Source organism: Streptomyces sp. NPDC057137, assembly GCF_042670825.1.
Classification (GTDB): domain Bacteria; phylum Actinomycetota; class Actinomycetes; order Streptomycetales; family Streptomycetaceae; genus Streptomyces.
Map to the genome: position 1 here is coordinate 1 of NZ_JBHUUW010000012.1, position 16,662 is coordinate 16,662.

At 69.2% G+C, this 16,662-nt stretch carries 15 protein-coding genes; 13 read left to right on the forward strand and 2 right to left on the reverse strand.

Features of this window, described 5'->3' with window-relative positions:
- The 6 genes from ACFT9I_RS12790 to ACFT9I_RS12815 form a co-directional block, all read left to right on the forward strand.
- Window positions 1–648 (forward strand): GAF and ANTAR domain-containing protein (locus tag ACFT9I_RS12790; protein ID WP_382563522.1); only part of this gene is annotated, 648 nt, incomplete at its 5' end.
- Window positions 645–1,379: an ANTAR domain-containing protein gene (locus tag ACFT9I_RS12795; protein ID WP_382563524.1), complete on the forward strand. Its 735-nt coding sequence runs from the start codon at window positions 645–647 to the stop codon at window positions 1,377–1,379. The genes ACFT9I_RS12790 and ACFT9I_RS12795, both read left to right, overlap by 4 nt.
- 207 nt (window positions 1,380–1,586) lie before the next feature.
- Entirely contained in the window at window positions 1,587–2,273 is a 687-nt protein-coding gene (locus ACFT9I_RS12800) for a HemK2/MTQ2 family protein methyltransferase (protein WP_382563526.1), read from the forward strand.
- Complete coding sequence (locus ACFT9I_RS12805; RefSeq protein ID WP_382563528.1) at window positions 2,254–2,556, forward strand: CDGSH iron-sulfur domain-containing protein; 303 nt, start codon at window positions 2,254–2,256, stop codon at window positions 2,554–2,556. Before ACFT9I_RS12800 ends, ACFT9I_RS12805 begins: the two co-directional genes overlap by 20 nt.
- The gene (locus ACFT9I_RS12810; RefSeq protein ID WP_382563530.1) at window positions 2,553–3,572 is read left to right on the forward strand and encodes an iron-containing redox enzyme family protein; all 1,020 of its coding nucleotides are present in this window, start codon (window positions 2,553–2,555) and stop codon (window positions 3,570–3,572) included. Before ACFT9I_RS12805 ends, ACFT9I_RS12810 begins: the two co-directional genes overlap by 4 nt.
- Before the next feature lie 441 nt (window positions 3,573–4,013).
- The gene (locus ACFT9I_RS12815; protein ID WP_382563532.1) at window positions 4,014–5,648 is read left to right on the forward strand and encodes an amidase family protein; all 1,635 of its coding nucleotides are present in this window, start codon (window positions 4,014–4,016) and stop codon (window positions 5,646–5,648) included.
- Window positions 5,649–6,867: 1,219 nt separating this feature from the next.
- On the opposite strand, the gene ACFT9I_RS12820 is transcribed toward ACFT9I_RS12815, so the two are convergent.
- Window positions 6,868–7,320: a MarR family winged helix-turn-helix transcriptional regulator gene (locus tag ACFT9I_RS12820; RefSeq protein WP_382563534.1), complete on the reverse strand. Its 453-nt coding sequence runs from the start codon at window positions 7,318–7,320 to the stop codon at window positions 6,868–6,870.
- A 58-nt stretch (window positions 7,321–7,378) separates the two neighbouring features.
- Here ACFT9I_RS12820 and ACFT9I_RS12825 point away from each other — a divergent pair, with 58 nt between their 5' ends.
- From ACFT9I_RS12825 to ACFT9I_RS12845, 5 genes are all read left to right on the forward strand, one after another.
- Window positions 7,379–8,248 (forward strand): SDR family NAD(P)-dependent oxidoreductase, encoded by an 870-nt coding sequence (locus ACFT9I_RS12825; protein ID WP_382563536.1) that lies wholly within the window; start codon window positions 7,379–7,381, stop codon window positions 8,246–8,248.
- A gap of 172 nt (window positions 8,249–8,420) precedes the next feature.
- On the forward strand, window positions 8,421–10,724 hold the full coding sequence (locus ACFT9I_RS12830; protein ID WP_382563537.1) for an MMPL family transporter: 2,304 nt from the start codon (window positions 8,421–8,423) through the stop codon (window positions 10,722–10,724).
- 162 nt (window positions 10,725–10,886) lie between these two features.
- Complete coding sequence (locus ACFT9I_RS12835) at window positions 10,887–12,188, forward strand: sensor histidine kinase (RefSeq protein WP_382563539.1); 1,302 nt, start codon at window positions 10,887–10,889, stop codon at window positions 12,186–12,188.
- Window positions 12,185–12,862, forward strand: coding sequence for a response regulator (locus ACFT9I_RS12840; RefSeq protein ID WP_382563542.1), 678 nt, complete (start codon window positions 12,185–12,187; stop codon window positions 12,860–12,862). Before ACFT9I_RS12835 ends, ACFT9I_RS12840 begins: the two co-directional genes overlap by 4 nt.
- Before the next feature lie 202 nt (window positions 12,863–13,064).
- A complete protein-coding gene (locus ACFT9I_RS12845) occupies window positions 13,065–14,270 on the forward strand; it encodes a metallophosphoesterase (protein ID WP_382563544.1) in 1,206 nt (401 codons plus the stop codon).
- A gap of 50 nt (window positions 14,271–14,320) precedes the next feature.
- Here the strand turns inward: ACFT9I_RS12845 and ACFT9I_RS12850 are convergent, their stop codons facing one another.
- Entirely contained in the window at window positions 14,321–14,629 is a 309-nt protein-coding gene (locus tag ACFT9I_RS12850) for a putative quinol monooxygenase (RefSeq protein WP_382563546.1), read from the reverse strand.
- 320 nt (window positions 14,630–14,949) lie between these two features.
- Between ACFT9I_RS12850 and ACFT9I_RS12855 the strand changes: the two genes are divergently transcribed.
- Together ACFT9I_RS12855 and ACFT9I_RS12860 are read left to right on the forward strand one after the other, a co-directional pair.
- A complete protein-coding gene (locus ACFT9I_RS12855) occupies window positions 14,950–15,405 on the forward strand; it encodes a lamin tail domain-containing protein (RefSeq protein WP_382563547.1) in 456 nt (151 codons plus the stop codon).
- Window positions 15,406–15,657: 252 nt separating this feature from the next.
- Window positions 15,658–16,584, forward strand: a complete 927-nt coding sequence (locus tag ACFT9I_RS12860) for a hypothetical protein (RefSeq protein WP_382563549.1) — start codon at window positions 15,658–15,660, stop codon at window positions 16,582–16,584.
- Window positions 16,585–16,662 lie beyond the last annotated feature (78 nt).

Below are 16,662 nucleotides of genomic sequence, written 5' to 3' on the forward strand. Positions count from 1 at the left end.
TGTGTCCCGGCCCTGGGCATGGACCAGCTGACGGTCTCGCTGGCCCTGGAGGGCCGGCTCACCGAACAACTGTGGTCCACCGACGAGACCAGCACGTCCTTCGAAGACCTCCAGTTCACCGTGGGCGAGGGGCCGGGACCGGACGCCCTGCGGACCGGGCGGCTGATCCTGGAGCACGACGTGTCCGCGGTGCCGCCGCAGCGGTGGCCCGCTCTCCTGCCCGCGATGGCCCGCCTGCCGATCCAGGCCCTGTTCTGCCTGCCGCTCGCTCTCGGCGGCATCACCGTCGGCGTTCTTACCGCCCTGCGCTCCACGCCCGGTCCCATGACGGGGCAGCAGATGGACGACGCCCTGGCCCTCGCGGCGGCCGTGACCCTGCGGTTTCTCGGCGGCGACGGCGAACAACTCGTCGCCTCGGTGCGGCCGGGCAGCGAATCACACCGCGCCGTCGTCCACCAGGCGACCGGCATGCTCAGCGTCCAGCTCGGCCTGCCACTCGCCAAGGCTCTGCTGCGGCTGCGCGCCCACGCCTACGGTCACGACCGGTCCATCATCGAGGTGGCTGAGGACATCGTGACACGGCGCCTCACACTCGCCGATGACAGCCCCGAAGCCCAAACCGGCCCATCCGAGGAGACGAGGGGATGACATCCGTGTCCCGCGAACAGCAGGTATCAGAAGTGTTCGTGCAGGTGGCGGACTCCCTGATCGACGACTTCGACCTGATCGAGTTCCTGGAACAGCTGTGCGCGCACTGCGTGACGCTCCTCGACGTCTCCGCCGTCGGCATCCTCCTGGCCGGCGAGGAAGAAACGCTCCACACCGTCGCAGCGTCCGACGAGACGACCCACATCCTGGAACTCTTCGCCGTCCAGCACGACCAAGGCCCCTGCCTGGACTGCTACCGCGACGGCACCGCACGTACCAACATCGACCTGGACGATCCCACCGCCGGCACCTGGCCCGCCTTCGCCCAGCAAGCACGCGGCAGCGGCTTCCACACCAGCCACGTCTTCCCGCTACGACTGCGCAACCGCGCCGTCGGCGCCATGAACCTCTTCCACACCGGCCGCCAGCCACTCACCGCCCAGGACGCCTCACTCGCCCAGGCACTCGCAGACGTCGCCACCATCGCCCTCCTCCAGCAACGTGACCTCGACCACGAACAGCGGGAGAAGGCCCAGCTCCAGCACGCACTCACCAGCCGCATCACCGTCGAACAGGCCAAAGGCATCCTCGCCGAGCGCTGGAACACCAACCCCGATCTCGCCTTCGCCACCCTGCGCACCTACGCCCGCGCGCACCATCTCCGCATCTCCGACCTCGCACGCCAGATCATCGACCAGACCCTCGACATCACACAGATCCCCCGCCCGTAGAACCGGCACACCCACCGGCCTCACCTCGGCGGCCCGCGAGAAGCGAGCAGCCTGTGAGAAGTGCGCCGTCGGGGGCACTAGGCCAGCGTGAGACAAGGGACGGGTGTGCTTCAAGGCGCACGCCCGCCCGTCCGGAAGGACCACGCGGTGCCCTTACTGCGGGTTGGTCGACAGCCCCGTGGGGCTGCGGAGTGGTGAGGCGAGTCGATGCTCGGTCTGCTGGAACCGTACGACCCGGCCGGTCGTGTGCTGGTGCCACGCGGCGTCTACACGCCCCAGGAGGACACGCTCCTCCTGCGTGAGGCCCTGGAACGCGAGGCGATGGACGTCGGCATGGATGTCCTGGACGTGGGAACGGGGTCGGGTCTGCTGGCTCTCGCCGCGGCACGGCGTGGCGCGCGGGTGACCGCCGTGGACCGGACACGCCGCGCGGTCCTCACCACCCGCGTGAACGCGGCGCTCGCGCGGCTGCGGGTCGACGTCGTACGCGGGGACCTGCTGGCCCCCGCGGTCGGTCGGCGGTTCGATCTCATCCTCAGCAATCCGCCCTACGTGCCCGCGCCGTGCGCCGCCGCGCCCCGGCGGGGGCGAGCGCGAGCCTGGGACGCGGGCCTCGACGGGCGCCTCCTTGTCGACCGTCTGTGCGACGGAGTGGCCGAGTTGCTGCGTCCCACCGGAGTTCTGCTGCTTGTGCACTCGGTCCTGTGCGGGGTGCCGGCGACGCTCGAACGGCTGGAGCGAGCGGGCCTGCGGGCCGAGGTGACCGATCGGCGGTACGTGGCCTTCGGCCCGGTGCTGCTGTCGCGCAAGCAGTGGCTGACGGGCCGCGGCCTGATCACGCCCGGTGACGAAAAGGAAGAGCTGGTGATCATCCGTGCCCACCCCGTCCGGTGACAGGCCGCGCCGCGTCACCCCGACGAAGGACGGACCGGTACTCATCGAGGGGCCCGTCGAGGTCGTCCTCGACGACGGGAGCACGGTGACGTCGGACCGGTTCACGGTGGCCCTGTGCGCCTGCAGACGCAGCCGGACCTATCCGTGGTGCGACACCAGCCATCGCCGCAGGGTCAGGGACTCCGCCGACCGCGGTCAGCGCACCGGGTGCCCGGCGACGACGAATGACGAGCGGGCGGACCGCACCGACCCGAGCGACCCGAGCGAGAGGGCTGAGGAGTGAAGCCGTTTCAGGAACCCGACATCCGGCAGGCCGGGCCCGCCCTGCCGGCGAACCGTGGCGACCTCAGCCGCACCGTCCTGCGGGCTCTGCGCGGCGGCCCCGGTGCCGAAAGCCCCCTGTCGTCGGGCGCGGCGGCCGACGAGGCCGATCCGTACGGCGAGGATCTGCACCTCGCGCTCTACCTCTGCTACGAGCTGCACTACCGCGGATTCCGCGGCGTCGATCCCGCCTGGGAGTGGGATCCCGAGCTGCTTCGGCTGCGGGCCGGCCTGGAGGGCCGGTTCCTGGACGCGCTGCGCGCGGACACCACACGCCACACCGACATCGACGAGGCGTTCGCCGGGATTCTGGTCGAACCCCTGGACGGCACGGGTCTCTCCCACCACCTCAGGGACGAGGGCGAGTTGTGGCAGCTGCGTGAGTACGCCGCCCAGCGTTCGCTGTACCACCTCAAGGAGGCCGATCCGCACGCCTGGGTGATTCCACGGCTGCGGGGCAGGGCCAAGGCGGCGATGGTGGCCGTGGAGTTCGACGAGTTCGGCGCCGGCCACGCCGACCGGATGCATTCGCAGTTGTTCGCGGACCTCATGACAGACCTGGATCTCGACACGACGTACGGCCGGTATGTCGACGCGGCGACGGGGGAGATGCTGGCGAGCGTCAACCTCATGTCGATGTTCGGCCTGCACCGTGCCCTGCGCGGCGCCCTGGTGGGACACTTCGCCGCCGTCGAGGTCACCTCGTCGCCGGCCTCCCGCCGACTGGTCGAGGCGATGCACCGGGCAGGAGCCGGAGCGGCGGCCGTGCACTTCTACGCCGAGCACGTGGAAGCCGACGCCGTTCATGAACAGGTCGTCCGCCGGGACGTGGTGGGCGGCATGCTGGAGGAGGAACCGTGGCTGGCGGCGGACGTGGCCTTCGGCATCGACGCCACCGACCTGCTGGACGCCCGCCTGGGCACCAAGACCCTCGCCGCCTGGCGCGACGGCCTCTCCAGTCTCCGAACACCGCTCTGACCCGCTGACCGCTGGCCCCGGGCAACGCCCCGGCGCGGACCGGTGATCGCCGGGGCCGGGCCGCCCCGTCGGAGTCGACGATCACGGGAGCCCTGTTCTCCTCCGGTTTGTTGGAGCCGAAGAAGAACAGTCGATGGGCCCCCGCCGTTCACGGCGGAGCCCATCAGTGTGGACGGAGAGGCGACCGGCCTCACCAACAGCCACCCGCACGCCGCTCTGGTCCCTCCCCGTCGTTCCCGTCGTTCCGCCTTGGAGCATGTCGCCGACGCCCGCGTCGCGGCAGCGGAGCGTCTACGGCGTCCCGTACGCGATCACTCCGTCGCGCCGAACCCGCATGCGGTGACGGCAACTCGATCGGCATCACACGGATACACGACGGACGCGGACCGCCGTTTCCATGCTGAGGACACACAGATTCGTATCCCTCGCCAGGAGCCCACGATGAAAAGCAACTCCTCAGCCCGTGAACGGTTCGACCGGCGCCACGCCACAGCCCTCGCCATGGCTGTGCTGATGGTCGCCGGCACAGCGTCGGTGACCACATCCAGAGCCGACGCGACCGGTCGTCACTCCGAGAGACCGCTGTCCATCGACCTCGGAACGGCGACCGTGGCCCAGTTGGACGGTCTCCTCAGCTCCGGCAAGATCTCCAGTACCAAGCTCACCAAGGCATACCTGGAACGCATACGGGCCTTCAACTCCCAGGGGCCGTCGCTCAACGCGGTACGTTCCGTCAACCCCGACGCGATGAAGGAAGCAGCCTCCGCCGACAAGGCGCGGCGCGGCAAGGGCCCGCACAGCCCCCTGCTCGGAGTACCGGTCATCGTCAAGGACAACATCGATGTCGCGGGTATGCCGACCACCGCGGGTTCGGTGGCACTCGCCGACTCGTATCCCGTGAAGGACGCGCCGATCGTCGCGCAGTTCCGCAAGGCCGGCGCGGTCATCATCGGAAAGGCCAACCTCACCGAGTTCGCCAACTACCTGACCAGCGGGATGCCCGGCGGCTACAGCTCGCTCGGCGGGCAGGTGCTCAACGCCTACGACGCGAGCCAGACTCCGAGCGGATCCAGCGGCGGTTCGGGCGTCGCGGCCTCGATCGGCCTGGCCGCCGTCACCGTCGGGACCGAGACCTCCGGATCCATCCTCAGTCCCGCGTACTCCAACTCCGTCGTGGGCATCAAGCCGACCGTGGGACTGGTCAGCCGCACGGGCATCGTTCCGATCGCCGCCAGCCAGGACACGGCAGGCCCGCTCACGCGCACGGTCGCCGACGCCGCGGCCACGCTCACCGCGCTCGACGGCAGGGACCCGGCGGATCCCGCCACCGCCTCCAATCCGCTCGTCGGGCACGACTTCATCAAGGATTTGTCGACCACCGCACTGCGAGGGGCCCGTATCGGCGTCGTCGCCAGCCAGGTCCCGGCTGCGGGAACCGACAACCGGGCCCTTTGGGACGCGGCCGTCACCGCTCTCAAGGACCAGGGCGCGACGCTCGTCGATGTCGCCCTGGACACCTCGGGCCGCCCCTCGACGGTTCTGTCCTACGAGTTCAAGCGCGACCTGAACGCGTATCTGGCCCGGCTGCCGAAGAAAGCCCCCATGAAGAGCCTCGCCGACATCATCGCGTACAACAACGTGCACGCCGGTGCGGCGTTGAAGTTCGGACAGGTCAATGCTCTCAATTCCGAAGCCAAGGACCTCGGCGCCGACAGCGCCGACACGGCCGCCTACAAGGCGAGCCGGGCCCAGGATCTGGCCGACAGCAAGGACCGTATCGACGCCGTCATGAAGGACAACAACCTGACGACGCTGCTTTTCGCCAACAGTGGAAGCGCGGGCATCGGTGCGAAGGCGGGGTACCCCTCGATCAGCGTCCCGGCCGGCTACCAGTCCGCCAACAGGCGGCCGTTCAGCATCTCGTTCCTCGGCCAGGCGTGGAGCGAGCCCACCCTCATCGGCTACGCCCATGACTACGAGCAGGCCACCAAGCTGCGCCGGCCGCCGACGGTCATCAATCCGGCTCCGTACCGCTGCACCGCTCTCACCAGCCTCGGGGACTCCTGCGCGCCCTGACTCTGCTCCGACTCAGCAGGTATCCCCAGCACGCGCCCAGTAGAGGGTCCGCCAGCAGGCCACTGGCGGACCCTCTCACTCCGAGCGGTGGCAGGTGGAACGGATTCCGGCCGGCAACGGCCCCGCTATGAGCCACAAGACCCGCCACAAGGAGGTAGATGCAGTCCAGGTGCACTGCATCGGCTTCAGTGAGCTCCTGGAGCAAGTCCTCTGAAAGAGTTCGTGTGGCGGACGTACCGGAGGATCTCGGCAGAAGGTCCAATATCAGCTTCTGGGTATCGATCGCCGTTTCTGATGGTCGTATGGCTCCCGAGACGGTTGCCTATGCATGGACGCAGGACATGCGTAGTTCCGTGAAGGCGTCCCATTGAGACCCACGTACCGCCAGGGCGACCAACTGTTCACCGAGCGGATCGACGCGAGCGAGATACGCCGGGGGCGATGTCCTGTTCATCGAGGCACCCGAGCACTCTCAGGGCGGACCGATGCTGCGGCGGGTGATCGGGATGGGTGGCGATCACGTGGCGGGTGACGCTTGGGACCTTTGGGATCGTGCTGGTCCTGGCCGGTATCGGAGGTTACGTAGCCAGACGACGTGCCCGGAGGCCGGTCTCGTCCTGGACGCCAAGGTCCATGGCCTGAGCGCGTGGAGCCCTTAGTGCGGTACAGCAGCGAAGTACAGCAACCCCACCGATACCAAGACCGTTCCGCAACGCACTTGTACGACCCTGGTGCGACCGGAAAGACCCTCATCGACCGATCCGGCTAGAGCTACGGATCAGAAGCTCATCGCTCGCCGCCCACGAAGATCCGCCGGACGGGCCCTAGTGGTCCATTTGTGGTCCGTGAGATTCTCACGGCGGCCGACAACTGCCGTTCATACAGGTCAGAGGGCATTGTCGTCGCGCAATCCGCACCGTCTTGAAAACCGTCGTGGCAGCGATGTCACCGTGGGTTCAAATCCCACACCCACCGCAGCAGGTCAGCGTTTATGCGGACCGGTGGACCAGAAGGGGTGTCTTCCATTCGGAGGTGCCCCTTCGGTTTTGTCTGTGTCTCGCGTTGTCCCGCCTGTAACTCACCTTTCGTCCGCAGCGTTGGTCCTGCGCTGGCCGCCGTGCTCGGCTGCTCCGTGGCCGGACGTAGCCCTGGTGCAGCGCGAGGGTGGTGTTACGAGCCACGGGGCCGACGTGCGGGGGCGGGTGGGCGGTGGGGCTTGTCAGTCTGTGAGTGCCGTGTCGAGGCGGGTCAGTGATGACTGCAGGCTTTTCAGCTGCTGCGGGTCCAGCGAGCCGAAGAGTTTGCGTAGGACATGGGCGCCCGCTTCTTCCGCCGCGGTCAGTGTGGTGCTGCCTGCGGCGGTCAGGGACACGGTCTTGCGGCGGCGGTCGTCGGTGTCGTCCGTGCGGGAGACCAGGCCGAGGCGTTCGAGTCCTTCCACGATCTGGGTGACGGACCGGGGGGCCTGGCCGAGGGTGTCGGCGAGTTGGGCCTGGTGCAGGGTGCCGTGCGTGGCCAGGGCCTGGAGGACCTTGGTGCGGGACAGGGAGAGTCCCACGGTCGACTGCATGTGCCGGTCCACGGCTCCGCGCAGGCCGTAGGCGATGGTGAGGAAGGCCAGTCCTACCTGCTCAGGGCCGGTGTCGGCGGTGATCGCCTCGTGCTCGCTCATGGTGTCGGGTATCCTCCCACACAGAGGTCATGAGGTACCTCACGAATGGAGTGAAGTGATGCCCCGTCCCGTTGCCGTGATCACTGGAGCCACCTCCGGCCTGGGCCGTATCGCCGCCATCGACCTGGCCGGCCGCGGCTACCGCATCGGCTTGGTGGCCCGCTCCCGTACCAAGGCCGACGCCATGACGAGTGAACTCAAGGCGGTGGCCGGTGACGTGCCGGTGGACGTCTTCTACGCGGATCTGGGCCTGATCTCAGATGCTCGACGGGTCGGACAGGAGATCGCCGCGTTCTACCCGCGTCTGGATGTGCTGGTCAACAACGCCGGGCTGCACGCCTTCTCGCAGCGCACCACCGCCGAAGGCTTCGCGGACATGACCGCGGTCAACTATCTGGGTCCATTCGTGCTGACCCACGCCCTGACCGACCGGCTCCTGGGCTCGGCGCCGTCCCGGATCGTCAACGTCGCCTCCGAGGCGTCCCGGCAGGCGAAGTCGATCGCACCGGCGGAGGACCTGCGCGATGTCGCCCCGTACAGCCGCCGGGAGTCGATGGCGCTGTACGGGCGGACCAAGCTGATGACGATCATGTGGACGCAGGAACTGGCCCGGCGTCTGGATCCCGCGAAGGTCACGGTCAACTGCTGTGATCCCGGCTTCAACGCCACCGGCCTGGGACGCGATCTGCCCGGATCCGGGGTGCTGCGGCGGGTGTTGAGCACGCTGCGCGTCGGGGATCCGCGCAAGGGCGCGGGCATCATCGTCCGGCTCGCCACCGACCCCGCGTTCGCGCACACCAGCGGCGGCTACTTCTCCGTTCGCGACGCCGAGCCGCTGGAGTGCCCCGAACCCGGGCGGGATCCCCGCGTACAGAAGGAGCTGTGGGATCAGACCATGGCGCTGCTGGCGGGCCGCGCCTTCGGCTGAGACCTGGCGGCTCCGTCTCAAGGAGGACGCCGGCCGGTACCGGGGTACCGGCCCCGGCGCGGATTCAGCCTTGAGTAGCTCACGCCGGCCACGCCTGACTCCTACGTTTTCACCCGGTGCCTGTCAGGCCCGCTTTCACACATCCTCATTTCTCCTGGTGGGAGTACTTTTCGTGGCCACCTTTCTCTACCGGCTCGGCCGGCTCGCCTTCCGGCAGCGCCGGCGTGTGCTCTTCGCCTGGGTCGCGGTGCTGATCGCCGCGGGCATCGGCATCAGCAGCGTCTCCGGCAGTACGACGGACGACTTCACCCTTCCCGGCACCCAGTCGCAGCAGGCCATCGACCTGCTGGAGGCGGAGTTTCCGCAGGCGTCCGCCTCGGGTGCCACCGCCCGCGTGGTCATCGAAGCGCCGGACGGCGAGAAGCTGACGTCGGCCGCCCACAAGGCTCAAGTGGAGGCGCTGGTCGATGACTTGCGCACGGCGCCGCAGGTGGCCACTGTCGCCGAACCGTTCTCCGGCGGGCTGGTGTCCGCCTCGGGCGGCATCGCCTACGCCCAGGTCACCTACGCCGTGCCGCAGGCGGAGATAACCACCGCTGCCTCCGACGCTCTGCGCGAGGTGGTACGGCAGGGCGCGGAGGCGGGCCTGGCCGTCAGCCTCGGCGGCAACGCGGTTCTGGACGAGGGTGGGAGCAACGCCGCGGAGCTGATCGGCCTGCTCGTCGCCGCGTTCGTACTGGTGATCACCTTCGGTTCGCTGGTCGCGGCCGGGCTGCCGCTGCTGTCCGCGATCGTCGGCGTCGGAATCGCGCTGTGCGGGATCACCGTCGCCTCGTCGTTCGTCGACATGGCTTCCAACGCGCAGACGCTGTCCCTCATGCTGGGCCTGGCGGTGGCCATCGACTACGCCCTGTTCATCGTCTCCCGCTACCGCAGCGAGCTGCTGCGGGGCCACCAGCCGGAGGAGGCGGTGGGCCGGGCCCTGGGGACAGCGGGATCCGCGGTGGTGTTCGCCGGGCTGACGGTGATCATCGCGCTGGTGGGTCTGTCCGTCATCGGCATCGCGATGCTGACCACCATGGGGCTGGCCGCGGCCTTCGCCATCACCGTCGCGGTCCTCGTCGCCCTGACCTTGCTGCCCGCGCTGCTGGGCTTCACCGGTACGCGCGTGGCCAGAGGGCGCCTGACCACGCGCAAGGCCGCACGCGGGACCACACCCCCGACTGCACGCCGGGCGCGCGCCGCAGAGCGTGGCAGCCGCACCACGATGGGGGTGCGCTGGGGCCGCTTCGTCACCCGCCATCCCTGGAAGATGCTCCTGGCCTCCGTCGTCGGCCTCGGCGTTCTGGCCCTCCCGGCGCTGTCGCTGCGGCTGACCCTGCCGGACGACAGCATGGCTGCCCCGGGCAGCACCCAGCGGATGGCCTACGACACCCTCAGCAAGGGTTTCGGGCCGGGCTTCAGCGGTCCGCTGACCGTCGTCGTCGACGCGCGCGGCAGCGACGATCCCGACGCGGCCGCGAAGGACACCACCGCGTTGCTGGATGGGCTCGACGATGTCGCCACCGTGCGACCGCCCGTCTTCAACGAGGCCGGTGACGTCGCCCTGATCACCGCCGTTCCGGGCAGTTCCCCCACCAGTCGGGCCACCGTGGATCTGGTGGCCGACATCCGTGAGCGCAGCACGGCCGCGGAGGGGGACGGCGGCGCGCGGGTGATGGTGACCGGCCCGACCGCCCTCAACATCGACGTCTCGGCCAAGCTGGGCGAGGCGATGGTGCCCTACCTGGCCATCGTTGTCGGGCTCGCGCTGATCCTGCTGTTGCTGGTGTTCCGTTCGCTGCTGGTTCCGCTGAAGGCCGCCCTCGGCTTCCTGCTCAGCGTGGTCGCCACCCTCGGTGTGCTGGTCGCTGTCTTCCAATGGGGCTGGCTCAAGGACGTGTTCGGCGTCGACGAGACCGCGCCGATCGTCAGTCTGCTGCCGATCCTGCTGATCGGCGTCGTCTTCGGCCTGGCCATGGACTACGAGGTCTTTCTTGTCTCCGGCATGCGCGAGGCGTACGTCCACGGAGCCTCGCCCACCGAAGCCATCGTCACCGGATTCCAGCACGGGGCCCGCGTGGTCACCGCTGCGGCCATCATCATGATCTCGGTGTTCGCCGGGTTCCTCCTCGACGACGTAGCCCTGGTGAAGTCGATCGGCATGGGGCTCGCCGTCGCGGTCCTCTTCGACGCGTTCGTGGTCCGTATGACCATCGTCCCGGCGGTGATGACCCTGCTCGGTGACCGGGCCTGGTCGCTTCCCGCCTGGCTGGACCGGATCCTGCCCAACGTGGATGTGGAGGGCGAGAAGCTGCGCCGCATCCTCGACGACCGAGATCGGGCTGCGGGCGTACCCGTCCTCACCGGCCAGGCCGCAGGCGTGCCCGCTGCCCTCACGGACCAGAAACCGGAGCCGGCTGCCCCCGTCGGCTGAACGCCCGGAAGCCCCGTCCGTCGGTCTCCCGCCCCGGAGCCGACGGGCGGCGGCTCTCTCCCTCTGGACCGACGGGACGGACCGGACCGACCTCGGACCGACCCGGACCTGCGAGGACCCGCAAGGACCCGCGACGCCCGACTACTACGAAGGCGCCCTCCCATGCCCGAGCCGATCACCCCGGTGCCCGCCCCCCGTACCGCCACGTACGCCGCCGCCCGGCTGCCGCACTCGCTGACCAGCGATCCGGACCAGCGCGTGGCGGTGTCCATCATCAGCGGGCTCGCCGCGTGGCGGATGCTCGACCAACGGCACCCGCGGCTGCGCCGGTGGGCCCTGCCCGCGTTCTGCTCCCTGTTGGCCCTGCCCTCGCTGCTCAACCCGGCCAACCGCGCCCACCTGCCCAGCGAGATCGCCCTCACCCTCGCCTACACCGTGCCCCTGCTGTGGCGCGAGCGGCACCCCGGCCTGGTCTTCGCCCTGACGACCTGCGCCTCGCTGCTGGCCCTGCCCCTCCACGTACTCAACGGCGCCGACGCCGCCCGCATCGTCGCGCTGTACAACGTCAGCCGCTACGGCACGCCGCGCCAACTGGCCGCCGCCTGCACCGTCACGGCGGCCCAACTCGTCGTGTGGGCCTCGGCGTTCTGGGGCAGTGGGCATCTCCAGCACGCCAAAAGACCCGAGATGATCACCCTGCTCACCATGCTGGCCGTCACCGCCTGCGCGGGCCTCGCCCTGACCGGGCGGCTGGCGAAGGCGTACATCGTGGCCCTGGAGATCGAACGGGACCAGCAGGCGCGGCTGGCGGCCGCGCGCGAACGCACCCGGGTGTCGCGCGAGATGCACGACATCCTCGGCCACACCCTCGCCGTGATCGTCGGCCTGGCCGACGGCGCCGCGGCCCTGGCCAAGATCCGGCCCGAACGCTCGGCCGACACCTTGCTCATCATCGCCGACAGCGGGCGCGAAGCCCTCGCGGAGCTGCGCCGTCTCCTCATCGTCATCGACGACCGTCCTCCGACGGCGGAAGACGTGCCGCTGACCCCGCAGCCGACTCTGGACGATCTCACCGCGCTGCTGACCCGTGTACGGGCCGCCGGCCCCGCCGCCACGCTCCGTACCGACGGCGACCTGACCGCGCTCAGCAAAGGAGTGCAGCTCACGGCCTACCGCATCGTCCAGGAAGCGCTCACCAACACCCTCAAGCACGCGGCGTCCGACACCCGCGTCGAGGTGAACGTGACCACCGACGGCAGCACGGTGCACGTGAGCGTCGAGGACTGCGGACCGCCACGCCGCGCGGACACCGAACACCCCGGCGGCCAGGGGCTGGTCGGTATGCGCCGGCGCGCCGCCCTCTACCAGGGCCGGATCAGTGCCGGACCCACCCCCTCGGGAGGCTGGCGCGTCCACACCGCTCTCAGCGCCCCCACCGTCGCCATGGAGAAGCACCTCACATGACCACCGTCCTCGTCGTCGACGACCAGACCCTGCAGCGGCTCGGTTTCCGCATGCTGCTCGAAGCCCAGGCCGACATGACCGTCGTCGGCGAAGCCGCCGACGGACACGACGCCGTCCGTATGACCGCCGAACTGCGCCCCGATGTCGTGCTCATGGACATCCGCATGCCCGGCCTCAACGGCATCGAGGCCACCCGCCGTATCTCCGCGTCGGGAGGCCGCTCCCGCGTCCTGGTCCTGACCACCTTCGACCTCGACGAGTACGCGTACGAAGCCCTGCGCGCGGGGGCCGCGGGCTTCTTCCTCAAAGACGCACGCCCCGAGGAACTGGTGGTCGGGATCCGCGCGGTGGCCGCCGGAGACTGCGTCACCTCACCGAGTCTGACCCGCAGGCTGATCAACGCCTTCACCACCGTACGGCCGCAGCAGCACCTCGACCCGGTCCATCTCAGCCGCGAGCAGCGACAACAACTGGCCCTCCTCACCGAGCGGGAGCGCGAAGTACTCGCCGCCGTCGCCTGCGGGTCGTCCAACGCCGAGATCGCCGCCGAACTCCACCTGGCCGAGTCCACGGTGAAGTCCCACGTCAGCCGCATCCTCGCCAAGATCAACGTCCGCGACCGCGTCCAGGCGGTCATCTTCGCGTACGACGTCGGCCTGGCCCGCCCCAACTGATCCCGCGCACAGCAGCCGCAGCACCCATCAGCACCCATCGGCACTCATCAGCAGCCGGGCCGGACGGCCACCGCACGCCCTTCACCACCCGCGCCCTTCATCACCCACGCCTCACCAGGAGCGACCGCCCCATGCCCAGGCACCCTCAACCCACCCGCCGCCCATGCGCCCGCACCGCGACCCCCGCCCCAGGGGCAGCGGCATGAGCACCCTCGCGCAGGAGATAACCGTCGCCGGTACGAGCGTTGTCGTCGCGGCCGCCGCCCACCGGTACCTCTACCTGCGGCTCGTCAAGAACATCACCGCCTCCCGCCGGCTGCGCCGCGGTGGGCAGATCACGGCGGTGGCGCTGACCGCCCTGGTCCCCGCCGGTGTACTGACAGCCCAGTACGCCGACCCCACACGCGTCGCGTGGCTCGTCCGGCCGGTGTTCGCCTGGGTCGCGTGCGCCGCCTACCTCCTGCTCGTCCTCGCCGTCCTCGAAGTTCCGAGGTATCTCACAACGCGCTCGCTACGAGGGCGCGCCCACGTAACCCTTTGCACGCCCGCTCCATGCCCCGACCTGCCGACGATGGCCGGCCGCCGCCTCGTACTCGCCCGCTCGGTCGCCCTGCTGGCCACAGCGACCGCCACCGCCACCACCGGCTACGGCTTCCACCGCGGCCTGGGACCACCCGACATCAAGACGTTGCCCATCAACCTGCGCCGACTCCACCCGTCACTCGACGGCATGCGCATCACCATGGCCAGCGACCTGCACCTCGGCCCCTTCTTCGGCCGCGCCCACACCGCCCGCAACGTCCGCCTGATCAACAGCACTTCGCCCGACATCGTCGCGATCGTCGGCGACCTCTCCGACGGCAGCGCCGAAGACCTCGCAGGACACGCGGAACCGCTGGCGCGACTCGCGTCCACCCACGGCACCTACTTCGTCACCGGCAACCACGACTACCGCTACGACGTCGACGCCTGGATCGACACCCTCACCGAATTCGGCATCACCACCCTGCGCAACACCCGCACCCTGATCACCCACCGGGGCGGAGCCGTCGACCTGGCCGGCGTCACCGACGTCGAAGGCGAACGCCACCACGACACCCCCGACTACGACAAGGCCCTCGCCGACCGCGACGCCTCCCACCCCGTCGTTCTCCTCGCCCACCAGCCCGTCCAGGTACACGAGGCCGCCCGACACGACGTGGATCTCCAGCTCTCCGGGCACACCCACGGCGGAGGCTTCTTCCCCGGGAACCTGCTCGTCCCCCTGACACAGCCGGTCACGGCAGGACTGGCCACCTTCGGCAGCACCCAGCTCTACGTCTCACGCGGGGTCGGGGCCTCCCTTCCCCCGATCCGGGTCGGAGCCCCACCGGACATCACGGTGATCGAACTGCGCGGCGCCCGGTAGACAGGCGCCCTGGTCAACAGCCCGAAGCGGGACCTCCACGCGGGACGGGTCTACGTGCCCTGGCCGACGGTGAAGACCTCGTCGTAGTAGCTGATCTCCATGTCCTTGATGAGCATTTCCCGGAACATCGCGGTGTCGCCCTGTCTGCCCCGCCAGTCGAGGTACTCCTCGTAGTGGCCTCGGGTGGTCCAGCGGGTCACGGACACCACCTTGTCCTCGTGGTCCTGGTCGCGCCACAGGCGGATCTCCTCGCAGCCGCCGTGGGTGAGTGTGTCGGGCAGGACCTGCCGCAGGGTGGCGATGAGTTCGGCGGCACGGCCGGGCTTGGTGTGGAAGGTGTTCGTGGCCTGGACGCTCACGGTCGTGCGCCTCCTTGGTCGGGTGCGGGTCGAGCTGATGGTCGCGCACGCGTCGCCGACCTGTGGAGAGGACACGCGTCCTCGGCGCATTGTCGTGTTGTCGTGCGGTTCCGGGGCGCGGTGGGGGTGGAGCGGTGGGGGTGGAGCGGTCCTCGCGCAACTCCTGCGGAGCGAAATGGGGCTCACTGTACGGGAGTTGGTGGCTCTACCGGTCGGTATGTCCTTGTTCTTGAAAAGGGAACCAGTTGTGGACACTTGGTCATACTCTGGGCGCCTGCCGGGCCCTTTGGGGGGTGCCCGGCCTCGATCAGAGGACGCACATGCGCTATTCCCGCACGCTCTCCACCGCCGTCGCCACGGCCGCGGTGGTCGCCGGAACGGTTCTGTTGCCGACGCAGGCTCAGGCCGTCGGCTCGGTTCATCTGTACAAGGTCTACTACGACAGCCCCGGCACGGACCGTCGTACCAACGCCAGTCTCAACGCCGAGTACGTGCAGATCCGCAACACCACCACCAGGGCCGTCAGCCTGACGGGCTGGACGGTCGTCGACGCCTCAAGTCACAAGTACACGTTCGGCAGTTACTCCCTCGCCCGGGGCAAGACCGTCACCGTGCGCACGGGTTCGGGCACGAACACCGCGGCCAACCGCTATCAGGGGCGGGCCGCGTACGTCTGGAACAACGACCGGGACAAGGCCACGCTCAAGAAGTCGACGGGGGCCTTGGTGGACACCTGCTCGTACAACTCGACCCGCGTCGACTACAAGGTCTGCTGAACGGCTCACTGAACGGCTCGCCCGAACGGTTCGCTGAACGGCTTGTCGCGATGTGCGTCGGCGCTCGTCCTCGGGGGAGGGGACGGGCGCCGACGCCGTTACGTCGCCGACAAGGCGCGCCGTCACGCGACCCGGTCATCGTTCCTCCACATCTCCGCGCACAACCAGACATGGAATTCCGGTGTCTAGCAGGTGACCAACGGGACACACCGTCCCGTTCTGCGCGTTCGAGTACGTTCGAGGAGACCCACCGTGCGCCACCACAAGCGCCTCTCGCGCCTCACCTCAACAACCGTGGCCGCAGCCGCGGTTGCCGCCGCCCTGCCGCTCGCCTTCGCGCCCGGCGCATACGCGGACGAGCCCATCACGCCGGATCTGACCGTGTCTGAGCTGTCGGGGAATCAGCTCAGCCCCGGCGAGATCCGCAACGACTCCGTCACCCTCACCAACAACGGCACCGCCGCCACCGACGGTGTCACCTTTCGGCTGCGGCTCACCCGCGGGCTGGCCTTCACCGCGCCCGTCGACGGCTGTACGTATTCGACGGTCGGGGACAAGGTCAAGCAGGCCGTGTGTGAGCTGGATGTCGGCATCGCGCCCGGCGAGAGCTACACGGTGCCGGTGAAGTTCAAGGTGCTGAAGAAGGCGCTGATGGAGGTCGTCGAGTACGGCACGAGCCGCACCGGCGAAGACCCGGGGGAGGGCTACGACCAGGCCAACCGCCGGCTCGCGCTGGACACGGACAGCTCGGCCGATCTCGTCGCGACGGGGGACGAGGCCAAGGGGAAGCCCGGCAGCAAGGTCATCGTCACACCCTCGATCCGCAACGACGGACCGGGCTGGATCCAGAACAACGAGAGCGACGACCACCCGGCGCTCCTCGTGAACATCCCCAAGGGCACGACGGCCGTCGAAGTCCCCGAGAACTGCCTGCCGTTCGGGATCGACGGGCCGACCGGTCCTTCGGAGCCGGGGCACCCGAAGTACGTCTGCCAGGAGGACGACTACACCCTGGAGGTCGGGGAGATCGAGGCGTTCGCCATCGTCCTGAAGATCGACAAGAGCCGGCGGGCCGACACGTCCGGCGTGGTCAAGGCCACGTCGAACTACGACATCGACCCCGTGTACGACACCAACAAGGCGAACAACAAGGCCACGTTGAGCATCGACGTGCTGTAGGGCGGTGGATGGGTAGACGGAGGGGGCGTTCACCGCGGTTCGAACCGGTGAACGCCCCCTCTACCCGTGTACGACCTA